This is a genomic window from Tardiphaga sp. 841_E9_N1_2 (assembly GCF_051811065.1).
In the GTDB taxonomy this organism is placed as follows: Bacteria; Pseudomonadota; Alphaproteobacteria; order Rhizobiales; family Xanthobacteraceae; genus Tardiphaga; species Tardiphaga robiniae.
The window spans coordinates 2,548,232-2,560,860 of sequence record NZ_JBPWQC010000001.1; the positions used below are offsets into that span (position 1 = coordinate 2,548,232).

Annotated in this window: 13 protein-coding genes; 2 read left to right on the top strand and 11 right to left on the bottom strand. The window is 62.4% G+C overall.

What is annotated here, in order from left to right; genetic code table 11:
* Positions 1–45: 45 nt before the first annotated feature.
* From flhB to flgB, 6 genes are read right to left on the bottom strand one after another with little or no spacing between them, the layout of a single operon-like run.
* Positions 46–1,119, bottom strand: coding sequence for a flagellar biosynthesis protein FlhB (gene flhB / locus AB8A50_RS12365; RefSeq protein WP_093756615.1), 1,074 nt, complete (start codon positions 1,117–1,119; stop codon positions 46–48).
* Positions 1,120–1,129: 10 nt separating this feature from the next.
* Entirely contained in the window at positions 1,130–1,900 is a 771-nt protein-coding gene (gene fliR / locus AB8A50_RS12370) for a flagellar biosynthetic protein FliR (protein WP_068735671.1), read from the bottom strand.
* Between the two features lie 13 nt (positions 1,901–1,913).
* Positions 1,914–2,177, bottom strand: a complete 264-nt coding sequence (gene fliQ / locus AB8A50_RS12375; protein WP_068735669.1) for a flagellar biosynthesis protein FliQ — start codon at positions 2,175–2,177, stop codon at positions 1,914–1,916.
* Between the two features lie 42 nt (positions 2,178–2,219).
* Complete coding sequence (fliE, locus tag AB8A50_RS12380; RefSeq protein WP_068735666.1) at positions 2,220–2,546, bottom strand: flagellar hook-basal body complex protein FliE; 327 nt, start codon at positions 2,544–2,546, stop codon at positions 2,220–2,222.
* A gap of 16 nt (positions 2,547–2,562) precedes the next feature.
* On the bottom strand, positions 2,563–2,988 hold the full coding sequence (gene flgC / locus AB8A50_RS12385) for a flagellar basal body rod protein FlgC (RefSeq protein WP_089265171.1): 426 nt from the start codon (positions 2,986–2,988) through the stop codon (positions 2,563–2,565).
* 27 nt (positions 2,989–3,015) lie between these two features.
* On the bottom strand, positions 3,016–3,429 hold the full coding sequence (gene flgB, locus AB8A50_RS12390) for a flagellar basal body rod protein FlgB (protein ID WP_093756616.1): 414 nt from the start codon (positions 3,427–3,429) through the stop codon (positions 3,016–3,018).
* A gap of 375 nt (positions 3,430–3,804) precedes the next feature.
* Between flgB and AB8A50_RS12395 the strand changes: the two genes are divergently transcribed.
* Both AB8A50_RS12395 and fliP read left to right on the top strand, forming a co-directional pair.
* A complete protein-coding gene (locus tag AB8A50_RS12395; protein ID WP_439077828.1) occupies positions 3,805–4,881 on the top strand; it encodes a flagellar biosynthetic protein FliO in 1,077 nt (358 codons plus the stop codon).
* Positions 4,878–5,630 (top strand): flagellar type III secretion system pore protein FliP, encoded by a 753-nt coding sequence (fliP, locus tag AB8A50_RS12400; protein WP_092146430.1) that lies wholly within the window; start codon positions 4,878–4,880, stop codon positions 5,628–5,630. Before AB8A50_RS12395 ends, fliP begins: the two co-directional genes overlap by 4 nt.
* A gap of 12 nt (positions 5,631–5,642) precedes the next feature.
* Here the strand turns inward: fliP and AB8A50_RS12405 are convergent, their stop codons facing one another.
* The 5 genes from AB8A50_RS12405 to fliL form a co-directional block, all read right to left on the bottom strand.
* A complete protein-coding gene (locus AB8A50_RS12405; protein ID WP_439077829.1) occupies positions 5,643–9,323 on the bottom strand; it encodes a tetratricopeptide repeat protein in 3,681 nt (1,226 codons plus the stop codon).
* 98 nt (positions 9,324–9,421) lie between these two features.
* The gene (locus AB8A50_RS12410) at positions 9,422–10,192 is read right to left on the bottom strand and encodes a MotE family protein (protein WP_089265175.1); all 771 of its coding nucleotides are present in this window, start codon (positions 10,190–10,192) and stop codon (positions 9,422–9,424) included.
* The gene (locus AB8A50_RS12415; RefSeq protein WP_089265176.1) at positions 10,189–10,626 is read right to left on the bottom strand and encodes a DUF6468 domain-containing protein; all 438 of its coding nucleotides are present in this window, start codon (positions 10,624–10,626) and stop codon (positions 10,189–10,191) included. Before AB8A50_RS12415 ends, AB8A50_RS12410 begins: the two co-directional genes overlap by 4 nt.
* Complete coding sequence (fliM, locus tag AB8A50_RS12420; protein ID WP_410001823.1) at positions 10,623–11,822, bottom strand: flagellar motor switch protein FliM; 1,200 nt, start codon at positions 11,820–11,822, stop codon at positions 10,623–10,625. Before fliM ends, AB8A50_RS12415 begins: the two co-directional genes overlap by 4 nt.
* 18 nt (positions 11,823–11,840) lie before the next feature.
* The gene (gene fliL / locus AB8A50_RS12425) at positions 11,841–12,332 is read right to left on the bottom strand and encodes a flagellar basal body-associated protein FliL (protein WP_120291370.1); all 492 of its coding nucleotides are present in this window, start codon (positions 12,330–12,332) and stop codon (positions 11,841–11,843) included.
* Positions 12,333–12,629: the final 297 nt, after the last annotated feature.

The following is a 12,629-nucleotide window of genomic DNA, read 5'->3' on the forward strand; positions in this document are numbered from 1 at the left end:
CGATTCGCAACACGTTCCCGGCCCCTTGCCCGGCCCTTCCCCGAATCATGACGGGCGCCCGGACAGGCCGCGCTTCAGGCCCATGACGTAGCCAATGACTTCGGCCACCGCATGGTAGTGTTCGCCCGGAATTTCCTCGTCGATCTCGACGGTGGCGTAAAGCGCGCGCGCCAGCGGCACGTTCTCGACGATCGGAATATCGTGCTTGCCGGCAACCTCCCTGATCTTCAGCGCGATGTTGTCGACGCCTTTGGCGACGCAGATCGGCGCGGTCATGCCGCGCTCATAAGACAGCGCTACGGCGTAGTGCGTCGGGTTGGTGATGATCACCGACGCTTTCGGCACCGCTGCCATCATGCGCTTCTTCATGTTCTGCTGACGCAGCTGCTTGATCTTGCCCTTGATGTGGGGGTCGCCCTCGGACTGCTTGTATTCTTCCTTCACTTCCTGCAGCGACATCTTCAGCTTCTCGTACCAGGTGCGGTACTGGAAGAAGAAGTCGGCAATGGCGACGAAGGCGAGCATCGCCACCACCGAACCCATCAGCTGCAGTGTCAGCGATGTGGTGATGCCGAGGATCGCCGACGGATCGATATGGATCAGCGCATCCAGACGAAACCGCTCGGGCCACAGCACCGCGCACATCACGGCGCCGAGCAGGACGAGCTTGAACAGCCCCTTCAGGAAATTGGCCAGCGCCTGCTTGCCGAAGACGCGCTTGGCGCCTTCCATCGGCGACAGCTTGCTGAACTTGGGCACCAGACCTTCGGTGGAGAACACGAGCCGGTGCTGGATCAGATTGCCCGCAAGCGCGGCGATCACGAGAAACAGGATCGGCATGCCCATGGTGGACAAGATGGACATGCAGAGGCTCTTGGCCAGCATCAAAAGTCCGGGCCCGTCAGTCCGTATCATCCAGGAATTTTGCAGAAGGTTTTTGAGCGGCGTCTGCAGCCCGCCGCCGACCGAGCCGTTGAAGGTCGACAAGACCAGCGTCGCGCCCGCCAGCAGGAACCAGGTATTGACCTCCTGGCTTTTGGCTACGTCACCGCGTTCGTGAGCATCGTCGAGCTTTTTTTGCGTGGGGTCATGTGTCTTCTCGGAATCGTCGTCGGCCATCCGCGCGCCCCTATATCCGCGGCATCATTTGTTGCATGACGCCGGTGACGTATTCGAGGTAGGTCCCCATCATGGTCGCGAGCACAACGGCGAAGATCAGGAATCCGATCATGATCGAAAGCGGTACACCGACGAAATAGACCTGCATCTGCGGCATCAGCCGTGCCAGCACGCCAAGCCCCATGTTGAAGACGAGGCCGAACACCAGGAAAGGCGCAGCAAGCTGCGTGCCGATCTTGAAGGCCGCCGCGAAGGCATTGGTCGCGAGCTTCGCCACATCGCCCGTCGACATGATCTCGCCGGGCGCGAAAATCTTGTAGCTGTCATTGATGGCGGCGATCACGAGGTGATGCGTATCGGTGGCGAACAGCATCGTGATGCCGAGCATCGTGAGAAAATTGCCGATCAGCACGCCCTGCTGACCCTGCGTCGGATCCACCGAGGTGACGAAGCCGAGACCGAGTTGCTGCGCGATGATTGATCCGGCGACCTGCAGCGCCGACAGCGTGACGCGCGCGGTGGCGCCGAGCACGACGCCGATGATGATCTCATGCACCAGCAGAACCAGCATCGGCACGATCGATCCCATATCGACGTTATAAGCGCCGCGATGCGCCGGCAGCATGAGAAGGGTCAGTCCCAATGCGATCGACAGCTTGGCCCGTGCGGGAATGTTGGTTTCGCCAAAGCCCGGCATCAACATCACCATCGTACCGATGCGGGCGAAGGCCAGCATGAAGGCAGCGGCGAGAGCGGGCAGAAGCGAGACATCGATGCGCATACGGGATTGTGCATCACCCCCCGATGATTCGCGACGATATCCGCAACATGTAGCTCGACAATGCGTCCCCCATGAACGGGAGCGTCAGCATCATGGTGGCAAAGACCGCGAGAATCTTCGGCACGAAGACCAGCGACTGTTCCTGGATCTGGGTCAGCGCCTGCACCAGCGACACGACGACGCCGACCAGGAGGCCCACGACCATCAGCGGACCGGACACGATCACAATCGTCCAGATCGCATCGCGGGCAACGTCGAGAGTTTCGGGGCCGGTCATTGCAGTAATCCTTGTGTTACGCGGTGTTCGTGATGAGGAAGATCAGATCGGCATCTTCATGATGTCTTCGTAGGACTGGATGACGCGATCGCGCACCGAGACCAGCGTCGAAACGGCGACGTCGGTTTCCGCAACTGCCGTGACCACGTCCATCACATTGGCCTTGCCGTTGGCCATTGCGATGGTCTGCGCATCCGACTTGCGGCCGGAATCGAGCACGCTGCCAAGCGCGTCCTTGAGGACCGCGCCGAACGACTGACCGCCACCGGCGTCTGCCGCCTTGTTGAGACCGCCACCGACGCCGCCGCCGGCGTCCATGATGCGCGAGAGAGCCGAGTAAGCATTGGCGGCGACAGAGGGAGTTGCCATGGTTCAGCTGTCCTGTTCAGGCCTTGAGGATGTCGAGCGTGCGTTGGATCATCCGGCGCGTGGCGCTGATGATGTTGAGATTGGCTTCGTAGGAGCGCTGCGCTTCCTTCATGTCCGTCATTTCCACCAGCGAATTCACGTTGGGGTATTTGACGTTGCCGGCGGCATCCGCCGCGGGATTGCCGGGCTCGTAGCGCGTGGGAAACGCAGACTGGTCGGGCCTGATGCGGCCGAGGCCGACGATGCGGGCATCCAGCGAGCGGTCCAGCTCCGATTTGAAGGTCGGCACCTTGCGGCGATAGGGGTCACCGCCCGAAGTCTGCGCTGTGGACTGCGCATTCGCGATGTTTTCCGAAATCACCCGCATGCGGCCCGCTTGGGCGCGCAGACCGGAGGTCGCGATGCCCATGGAACGCGAAAAGTCGCTGATATCGTCTGCCATGATGAGCTCCCTTTATGCGCGGCGGCGTCAGCGCTTGCCGATAGCGGTCTTCAACAGACCGAGGCTGCGGGTGTAGAGCGAGGTTGCGGCGGCATAGTCCATCTGGTTGGCCGAGACCTTGAGCATCTCGTCTTCCAGATTGACGGCATTGCCGGCGGGGCGGGTCTCGTAGCCGACCCGGCTGTTCTGGTTGAAAGAGGCCGAGCCTCCGGTCGGCAGGATGTTGGTGCCGGCGGCGCGCATCATCGGCAGCGAGCCCATGCCGCCGGCGGTGACGGACGTGTTCCCGGCCTTGTCGAATTTCGGCTCCACGAGATCGCGGGGGCGGAAGTTCGGAGTGTCCGAATTGGAGATATTTTCGGCCAGCACACGCTGGCGCTCCTGATGCCACTGCATCTTGGTGCGCAGCGCCGACAACATCGGCATGTCGCTGATCGCCATCGGCCTTCTCCGCCCGCCCGGACGGAGTGTCCTGAGCTAGGCAGAATTTGCCGCCTGCATGGTTAATACGAAGTTAATTTCCGGCGGTACTTGTTACCGAACCGTAAATGAATGCTGCAAAATTGACGTTTTTCGCAACTGCCAACGCTTTTTCGCCTGAATTGGCCGATTAACCATCCCCATCGGCCATACGACGGGGCGGCAGAAGTCGTTTTGGCTGCAGCGATTCATAGTTTATTATTAACCAACGGCAGGTTCTGCCGTGGGGCGTTAACAGATGGGGCGTGATTCACGCTGCGTGCGGGGCGTGCGGGGGTATGACACCTCTGGCTCTGGACGTGGACGTTGCAGCCACCCTGTCTGGCTGGGGACTTTATGATGCAATCATCGGTGCAATTTATCTTGGCCTTCGTTGTCGTGCTGGCGCTGATCGGGCTTACCGCCTGGCTGGTGCGCCGATTCGCTGGCAACCGGCTGGGCAACAACACCAGCCGCGGGCGCTTGCCGCGGCTCGCGGTGATCGACGCCGCCGCCGTGGACGGCCGCCGCCGCCTGGTGCTGGTCCGCCGCGACAATGTCGAACATTTGCTGATGATCGGCGGCCCGTCGGACATCGTCGTCGAGCCCAATATCGTCCGCGCCATACCCGGCCGTGAGCAGCCCCCCCAGCGCGGCGGCCTCGCCGCCGATGTGGCAAGCCGCGGCCCGTCGCTGCCTGAAGCTCCGAGCTGGGCAGAGAGCAATGACTCCGGCTTCGATTCCGAACCGCATGTGCCGGAGCCAGCGCCGCGTCCCGCGCGCCCCTCCTTTATCGAAGAGCCACGCCGCCCGGCCGCGCCTTTGCCGGAGCGTCGGCCCGATCCGGTCGCCAGCCTCGCGCCGGAACCTGCGCCGCGCCCCGAACCGGCGCCACGCAATGACCTTTTTCCGCAGCGGCCGATTCCGCGAAGTGAAATGCCACGTGCCGAGATGCCACGTAGCGAGCCGATGATGCCGCGCCCGATGCGTGCCGATCCGCCGATCCGCACCACGCCGCAGCCCCGCACGCCGGACCGTCCCGTCGCAGCAGCACCGACACCGCCCGCTCCGGTTGTTGCTGCCCCAGCGCCCGCCCCGGTCGTCGTGCCACCCGCACCGGTCCCTGCACCCGCTCCGGCAGCCGCCGTGTCGTCTGCTGATCAGAACCTCGCCGATATGGCGCAGCGCCTCGAAGCAGCCTTGCGCCGTCCTGCCGGCGAAACCCGTCAGGATGCGCCTGAGCCCCGGGTCGGCGCTCCGTCGGTGGCGCCTGAGGCACCATCGATCCGTCCGGCTTCGCGGTCGCCGGAAGTCTCGATCGCCAGCCCTGCCCGTGCGGAGGCGCCGCCCGTCGTCCCGCCGGTCAAATCGGGTTTTGAAAATCTCGAAGACGAGATGGCCTCCCTGCTGGGACGGCCAAAGTCCAGTTCGTGAGTTCGGCGAACCTCCCGCGTAGAGTATTTTTCCTTTCTGTTCTAATCGCCGCCGGGACCTTCGCAGGTCCCGCGATGGCGCAGGACATCAGCATCAATCTCGGCGGCGGTGGCGGCGGCGTCACCGAACGTGCGGTGCAGATGATTGCGTTGTTGACGGTGCTGTCGATCGCACCGTCGATCCTGATCATGATGACGTCATTCACACGCATCGTGGTCGTGCTGTCGCTGCTGCGCACCGCATTGGGTACAGCGACGGCTCCGCCGAACTCGGTGATCATCGCGCTGGCGATGTTCCTTACGGCTTTCGTGATGGGACCGGTGCTACAACGTTCCTATGACGACGGTATCAAGCCGCTGATCTCCAACGACATCACCGTCGAACAAGCTTTGGTGCGTGCATCCATTCCGCTGCGCGGCTTCATGCAGAAGAACGTGCGCGAGAAGGATCTCAAGCTGTTCATGGATCTGTCGGGCGAGCCAATTCCAGCGACGCCTGACGACCTGTCGCTCCGCATCCTTGTGCCGGCCTTCATGATCTCCGAGCTGAAGCGCGCTTTCGAGATCGGTTTCCTGCTGTTCCTGCCATTCCTGATCATCGATCTCGTGGTCGCCTCGGTGCTGATGGCGATGGGCATGATGATGCTGCCACCGGCGGTGGTGTCACTGCCGTTCAAGCTGATCTTCTTCGTGCTGGTGGATGGCTGGTCGCTGGTGGCCGGCAGCCTGGTACAGAGTTACGGGCAGTAGCGAAGCTCGCCCCTACCGCGTCATCTCGATCTTGCGGACATTGACCACCGGTCGCGGCGGCACCGAGCCGGTCGGCATCGGATCGGCACTGGCACCTGGCAGGATCGCCTTGGCGCTGCTTTCGGGGAAGCGCGTCTTCATCTCGCGCAGGAAGCCGTCGAGCGTATCGACGGACGCGGCCATCTTGGCAATGGCGGCAAATTCCGAAGAGTTGGTCGAGGTCGGCTTGCTCGCGGTGTCGAAGGCGATCTTGTCGGCACCGACATTCATCAGCGGCGCATACTTTTCGCGGAAACGCGCGAGACCGAGGGCGTCTTCCGCCAGCGCATAACCCACGACAGCACGGATGATGTCGCTCTTTTCGCTTGGCGTCAGCGGCGAGAAATCCCGCCAGCGGTCGCCATAATAGAGTTCGATCTGCTCGGAGGCCTCGCGCCAGCGCCGCGACGACCAGTAGATATCCGAGCGGAGCCGGATCGCTTCGCGTCCGCTGACATGAGAGATGATGTCGAGCGCTAGCTCACGGCGGCCGATGTCACTTTGCGCCCGCGCCTCGAGCAGCAGCCGCTGTTGACGCAGCTCGCCATTGAGATCGGCGATCCGCGTGGTACGCAGCGCGGCGATGGCGCGGTCGGGCTTGCGGCTCATCAGATAGACCATCGCTAGACGCGCAGCGACCTGCGAGCGTGCAGCGCCCTCGAGACGGTGATCGACCTGATACTGCAGAAGCTCGGCGGCCTGATCGAGCAGATCGACGGCCACGAGACGATCTGCAAGACGGCGGATCATTTCGTCGCCGCGGCGGCCGATCGGGGTCAGCTCGCGAAACTCGTAGAACATCGCCAGCGCATCGACCGGCGGCAGGCTGTCGCCCTTTGGCGACAGATAAATTTGCGAGAACAGCGCTTGCGCCTCGTCCTGCACCTGGCGCGCGGCTTCGCTGTTGGCCTGGCGCTCGGTGGCTGTACGGGCGGCCAGCAGCGAGTCATTGTAGCGGCCGAGTTCGGCATACATGCGCGACAGGATCTGCAGCACCTGCACTTCCGTGCCGTCGCCGCGCCAGGTCACTGCCAGCACTTCGAGATCATGCAGCGCGTCCTCGCTGCTGATCTCGTTGCGCTTCTGGCGCAAATTGATTTCGCGCAGCTTGGCTTCCGCTGCGGATTGACGATCCACCGACCCGGTGACGTCCTGATACTTCGACAGCGCATCCTTCTCGCGGCCGAGCGCCTCATCGAGCCAGCCGCTGAGCAGCATGGCCGCGGGCTTGATCTCCGGCGAGATGCCGACCGTTTCGAGCTCACTGCCGCGCGACGACGCGCCGGCATAGTCCTTGACCTCGAGCGAGGCCCGCAGCGCGAGCATCAGGGCCGCACGCTGCAGATCGGCCGGCAGCGCGGCGAGCGTGAACTCGGCATTCTTGAAACGCTCGCGCGCCTCGACCCATTTTTCCTGTTTGGCGTAGGCGAGCGCCTTCCACAATTCACCATCGTAACCCGGCCCGAGCACCGGATTGGCGATATCCTTCAGGGTCTGTTCGGGACGCCCCATCATTGCGCTGGCCACCGCATGAACGATCAGCGCGACAGGGCTTTCCTCGCCGACCTTGGTGTCCGCGATCGCGAGATCGGCGACGCCCTTGGCCTCGTGGTACATGCCGCGCGCCATATAGAATTTGGCCAGATCCATCCGCGCCTGCGGCAGCGAACTAGCTTCGGCCGATGACATCGCGTCGATCAACTCGTCGAAGCGCGCGTTGAACGGGCCTTCCTGATCCTTGCGCCACTGGCCGACATCGAAGATCGGCCGGGCGACCGTCGAGGCGCGCTGCGGCGCCGCATCGGCGGCAGACAGCGTCAGGCCGCCGGGCTTGGTGAGCATCACCTTGTCGATACTGGCTTCAACGGACACGTCGTCGGAGTTCACCTGAACCACCACGCCGTGAATCGATTCCAGCAACGAGAATTCAACGAAGTCCTGGCGACGGATGAAGCCGCGCGATGGTGGCAGCGCGGTGATGATATTGAGCGTATCGCCGGCATCCGGATCGACCAGGCGATGCTTGAGACCGGGCTTGGCCAATGGCACCTGCACGCTGGCGCGCGAGGGATCGGCAATATTGCGCACGGCCGACAGCGGCTGCGACGGTGTCTGCCGGGTGTCGGCGAGCATCAGCGACCAGGCCTGTCCTGCGCCGGCGGGATCGTCGGTCGTGAGAGAGGCCAATTGCGGGCGGTTAAGGCGGATGCGGATCGCCTGCCCCTTCTCCAGCGGGATCGTGCTCACATCGGCAATGATCGATCCGCTATCACGGCGGATCGGCGCGGTGTCGATGGGCCGCGTCGAATCTGCCACCAGCCACAGGATATCGCCGCGACGAAACAAAGCGACCGGCGTTTGCGATGGAAAGGCAAAGGCTATGCGCACGCCGTCGCTGCTGCGCTTGACCTCAACCGGCATGCCCGCCGGTTCGGTCGGCGCAGCAGCAACAGGTGCAGCAACAGGGGCCGCCGCAACGACAGGCGCAGGCGGCGGTGTTTCTTTCGCAGGAGCTACGACAACAGGCTCGGCTGCCGGCGCAGGCTTGGGTGATTCAGCGACCTTGGCCGCCTCGGGCTTTGGCTCTTCCGGCTTCGCTGCCGCGACGGGCGCTGCCGGTGCAGCCGTCGCAACCTCGACCTTCTTCTCCGGAACGATCTCTTTTGCGATCGTCTCGGAGGTCGGCGGCACGATCTCGCCGGAGCGCTGTGCCGGAACGCTGGCGGGCTTTTCGACCTCTGGAGGCTTCGCCGCAACCGGCGGTTTGTCGTCCGCAGGAGCGGCCACCGGCAGCTTGGCCAGCGGCGACGGCTTTTCATTCTGCTGGAAGCCGATGTCGACGACGTAGCTCTTGTCCTCGCGGAACGACTTCACATCGACGTCGCCGATCAAGCCGATCTCGACGGCGGTCCGGTTGCCGTCCATCGCCTGACCGATCGATGCGACATTGGCGGGTGCAGACAGTTTGGCATCGGCGAGATCGAACACCAGACCGGCGTTGAAGGTCAGCGTCAGCGTCTTCTCGTTCAGCACCGACGACACACCGACGCCGCCGGTCTCGAACACGAAGCGCACGAAGGTCGGCTGCACGGATGCGCGCACGCGGATCGGCGGCTTCTTCTGGCTTTCCGCGGCAGCGCGTTGCTGGCGCAAGGCGCGCTCTGCCGCGCGCGCACGCTCCGACAATTCCTTGACCACATCCTGCGGCAAACCGGGCGGCATGCCCTTCCAGCTGTCGGGCAACAGATCGATGAAGATGCGCTCACCCGCCGTCATCGAATTGACGGTCACCCTGCGTGACAAAGCGAGACGGATCGCCGTGCCATCGGGATCGCGGCGTGCGGAGCCGATATAGTCGGGGGCGGCGTCGCCGAGAATCTCGACAGGAATATCGACAGGCCGCTTGAAGCGAATGACGAGAATGGTGCCGGCTTGCGTCACCTCGGACTCCACGTCCTCGGCAAGCTTCAGCACGATGCGGCCATAGCCGCCCGACGTGCCCATGCTCGCGGTGCCCCTCACCGCTTGCGCAGATGCGGCATCCGGGGACGACAGCGCAAGACAGACAATGCCCGCGACGACGGCACAACGTCGAACGGCCCGCGTCCATGCGCGAGCTTGCGTCCAACATGCAACGGCAGCCGTCCGTGCCATTCAGAAGTGTCTCTCAGCCCGATGCTCGAAGGACGACCGATCGTTCGCCCTGTGTCGAATCTAGATTCCGCGCTCTAAGGATTTGTTAATTAATTTCTTTAATTCCGGCCCTGCTGGATCGGCCTGCCTTCGATCTTGGGCAGTTCGACCGCCGCGGCAGATCGTTCGCCGCCCGAGGCGCGGCGCGCCAGTTCAACGGTGAGGCGTTCGGCGGCCTCCGGCTGCATCAGACCGAGAATGTCGGACATCTTCCGAGGCGCAATCTGCGAGGCGATCTCGAACAGCACCGGCATTTCCAGCCGGTCGAAGATCTTCGCGGCGTCCTTCGGCTTCATGCTTTCATACATGGTGACGATACCCTTGAAGCGGGCAGCATCGACTTCGCTCTTCTGGTCGTTCGCCGTCTTGATACCGGCTTCGACGCCCTTCAATTCATCGACGCGGGTTTCGATGCGCTTTTCGGCGGCCTTCAGCAGGCTCTCGCGAATGTCGATCTCGCGTGCCCGCGCTTCCAGTTCCTGACGGCGCGCTTGCAGCCGTTCGAGGATCGCGCGTTCAGCAGGCGAGATTTGAGGAGACAGTTCGACAGGCGGGTTGCTGGTCGGTTCGATCGCTGCAGGCGCCGCTACCGCGGGCTTCGGCTCTTCCTTCTTGGCTGACACCGAGCCGGTAATGTCGCCGTCCACTGGCTTGCCGCCCGGGAAGTTGAACATCTCCTGCGCCCACGATCCTTTCGTAGGCTGAGGCTGCGGATCATAATTGAACACGTAGCCGCCATCGATCACCAGGCCGGCGATCTTGAGAATCGCCAGCCCGAAAACCGCCACCAAGACGACAGGAAGAATACGAACGTCCCGAAAAGCTTTCATGCAGCGATGCCGTCAGGCCTCCTCCGTTCGGCAAACGCCTGCGCTGCCGCGGCATTAGCCCGCGCTGCGGATACCCGCGGCGCATCAGGGTCGGTTTCGGTGAGCGGCCGTGCCGCCACCGCGATCTTCGACAGCCGGCGCACGACGGCATCGCTCTCGGCGAGCTGCGCTTTCAGTTGATCGGCCAGCGCCGTTGCCGCCGAAATCTGGCTGCCGAGATTCTCGTTGACGTCGCGCACGGTAAGCTTGAGTCCGCCGATCGCACGCTCGGCGATCTCGGTCACGGTGATGAGCTCGCCGATCGTGGCCTTCAACGATTGCTCGTCCGCCTTGAGGCGCTTCAGGCGCTTATTGAGCAACATGCAATAGGCGATGGTCAGGATCAGAAGCACCGCAACCAGGCTCTCGATCACAATTCCTAATGAATGACTCATTGTGCCTCCATCAATTTAGTTTGCTCATCAGCCTTCTCAAACATGGCGAAGGTTGTGTTAGGCTTGCGTAATTGTTTCGTGACTCTAATGGCAACGCGGTCGCCGACACGGCCCATGCGACCTTCAGTCAAGGTCACGGCTCCGCAACGCACGGCAACAAGGGCATCCGCACGCATTTCCAGCGGCAGCGTATCGCCCACTTTGAGAAGCATCAGCTGCTTCAACGGGATCTCCGCCTCATACAGCACGGCGTCGACGGCGATCTCGGCCTGAGCAATTTCAGTGGCGAGATGGCTTTCCCAGATCGGATCACGGCCGAATTTTTCGCCCATGAACATCTGCATGAGCACGGCGCGGATCGGCTCGATCGTCGCATAGGGCAGCAGCAATTCGATATTGCCGCCGCGGTCTTCCATGTCGATGTGCAGGCGCACCAGGATGGCGGCATTGGCTGGACGGCTGATGGCGGCGAAGCGCGGATTGGTTTCAAGCCGGTCGATGGTGAAGGCCACGGGCGACAGTGGCCGGAACGCCTGCTCGGCATCGGCCAACACGACTTCGATCAGGCGCTTCACCAGATTGGTTTCGATGGTGGTATAGGGACGGCCCTCGATGCGCAACGAAGCCTGGCCGCGGCGACCGCCGAGCAACACGTCGATCATCGAATAGATCAGGCTGGAATCGACGGTAGCGAGGCCAAAATTCTCCCACTCCTCTGCCTTGAACACGCACAGCACGGCTGGCAGCGGAATCGAATTCATATAGTCGCCGAAACGCACCGAAGTGATGCGATCGAGCGAGACTTCGACGTTGTCGGAGGTGAAATTGCGCAGGCTCGTGGTCATCAACCGCACCAGACGGTCGAACACGATTTCGAGCATCGGCAGACGCTCATACGACACCATCGAGGAATCGATGATGGCGCGAATGCCGGAATTCTCGTCGAGATGAACCTCGTTGACGCTGAAGCCGAGGAGGTTGTCGATTTCTTCCTGCGAGAGAACGCGCTCGCCGCCGTTCTTGCCGCCGCCGATATCGCGACCGCCGTCCTCGACCATGGCGGCCCATTGCTCCGCCATAGTGCCGGTGAGTTCGTTTTCGGCAGCCGCTTTCGCCGCCTCAACGGGATCCTCTGAATCCAGAGAAGCTTCCCATTCGGCGGCAATTGCGTCCTGATCGACCTGTTCGGTAGACATCAGCCTAAATCCAATTCCTCACTGAATGAGGATTTCCTTGAACAGTACAGCGTTCACGTGATGAGGAGAGATCGCGGCATTGACGCGCCGCGTCAGCTCTTCCTTCAGCCGGAACATGCCAACGGAGCCGTTCAGATCGGTGGTGCGCAGTTCGCGCAGGTAAACCTGGAACATGTCGGTGATACGCGGCATCGACGGCGTGATCTGCGCCACGAGCGGCGCTTCCTTCACCTCGAGCACGATCTTGGCCTTGAGATATTGCACGCGCTCGCCGGGCTGACCGGCAAGGTTCACCAAAATCTCCGGCACATCGATGAAGGCGAGCGGCTTCGCAGCCGGCGCCGCCTCTTTCTTCTCCTCCTTGGGGTGCCCCTTCAGGAAGAACCAGCCGCCGCCGCCCGCTGCAAGAACCAGCACGCCCACGACGATTGCGATCAGCTTGAATTTACTCTTGGGAGCTGTCGCCTCGTCCCCGGTCGGGGTGCTTTCTGAAGTTTCCGTATCCGCCATCGCCTGCCCGTCCGGGGTTGGGATGAGCTCGATGCTGCAAAGCAGGCTTTAAAGACGCGATACAAATGCTGCCAGCGCCCAAGGCCCTGTGTGATCGTGACGCTAGGTCGCAATGGTTAACGGAATCTTTCTTTTGACGCTCAACTAGGAAAATTCTGCCGGCAAATATGGTCAACAAGACCTTTCTGCCGCCCGTTTTCGCGCCTCGAAAACTACCAACAAGTTGAAAAATATCAGCTTTTTGACTTGGCACGGCTTTCGCTACTCACCTTAGCGAACCGCGGCTTGGGAGAGCTG

Bases quoted from the DNA above. Each gene is read 5' to 3' on its own strand.
- flhB (WP_093756615.1), bottom strand. From the start codon at position 1,119: ATGGCCGACGACGATTCCGAGAAGACACATGACCCCACGCAAAAAAAG.
- fliR (WP_068735671.1), bottom strand. From the start codon at position 1,900: ATGCGCATCGATGTCTCGCTTCTGCCCGCTCTCGCCGCTGCCTTCATG.
- fliQ (WP_068735669.1), bottom strand. From the start codon at position 2,177: ATGACCGGCCCCGAAACTCTCGACGTTGCCCGCGATGCGATCTGGACG.
- fliE (WP_068735666.1), bottom strand. From the start codon at position 2,546: ATGGCAACTCCCTCTGTCGCCGCCAATGCTTACTCGGCTCTCTCGCGC.
- flgC (WP_089265171.1), bottom strand. From the start codon at position 2,988: ATGGCAGACGATATCAGCGACTTTTCGCGTTCCATGGGCATCGCGACC.
- flgB (WP_093756616.1), bottom strand. From the start codon at position 3,429: ATGGCGATCAGCGACATGCCGATGTTGTCGGCGCTGCGCACCAAGATG.
- AB8A50_RS12395 (WP_439077828.1), top strand. From the start codon at position 3,805: ATGATGCAATCATCGGTGCAATTTATCTTGGCCTTCGTTGTCGTGCTG.
- AB8A50_RS12405 (WP_439077829.1), bottom strand. From the start codon at position 9,323: ATGGCACGGACGGCTGCCGTTGCATGTTGGACGCAAGCTCGCGCATGG.
- AB8A50_RS12410 (WP_089265175.1), bottom strand. From the start codon at position 10,192: ATGAAAGCTTTTCGGGACGTTCGTATTCTTCCTGTCGTCTTGGTGGCG.
- AB8A50_RS12415 (WP_089265176.1), bottom strand. From the start codon at position 10,626: ATGAGTCATTCATTAGGAATTGTGATCGAGAGCCTGGTTGCGGTGCTT.
- fliM (WP_410001823.1), bottom strand. From the start codon at position 11,822: ATGTCTACCGAACAGGTCGATCAGGACGCAATTGCCGCCGAATGGGAA.
- fliL (WP_120291370.1), bottom strand. From the start codon at position 12,332: ATGGCGGATACGGAAACTTCAGAAAGCACCCCGACCGGGGACGAGGCG.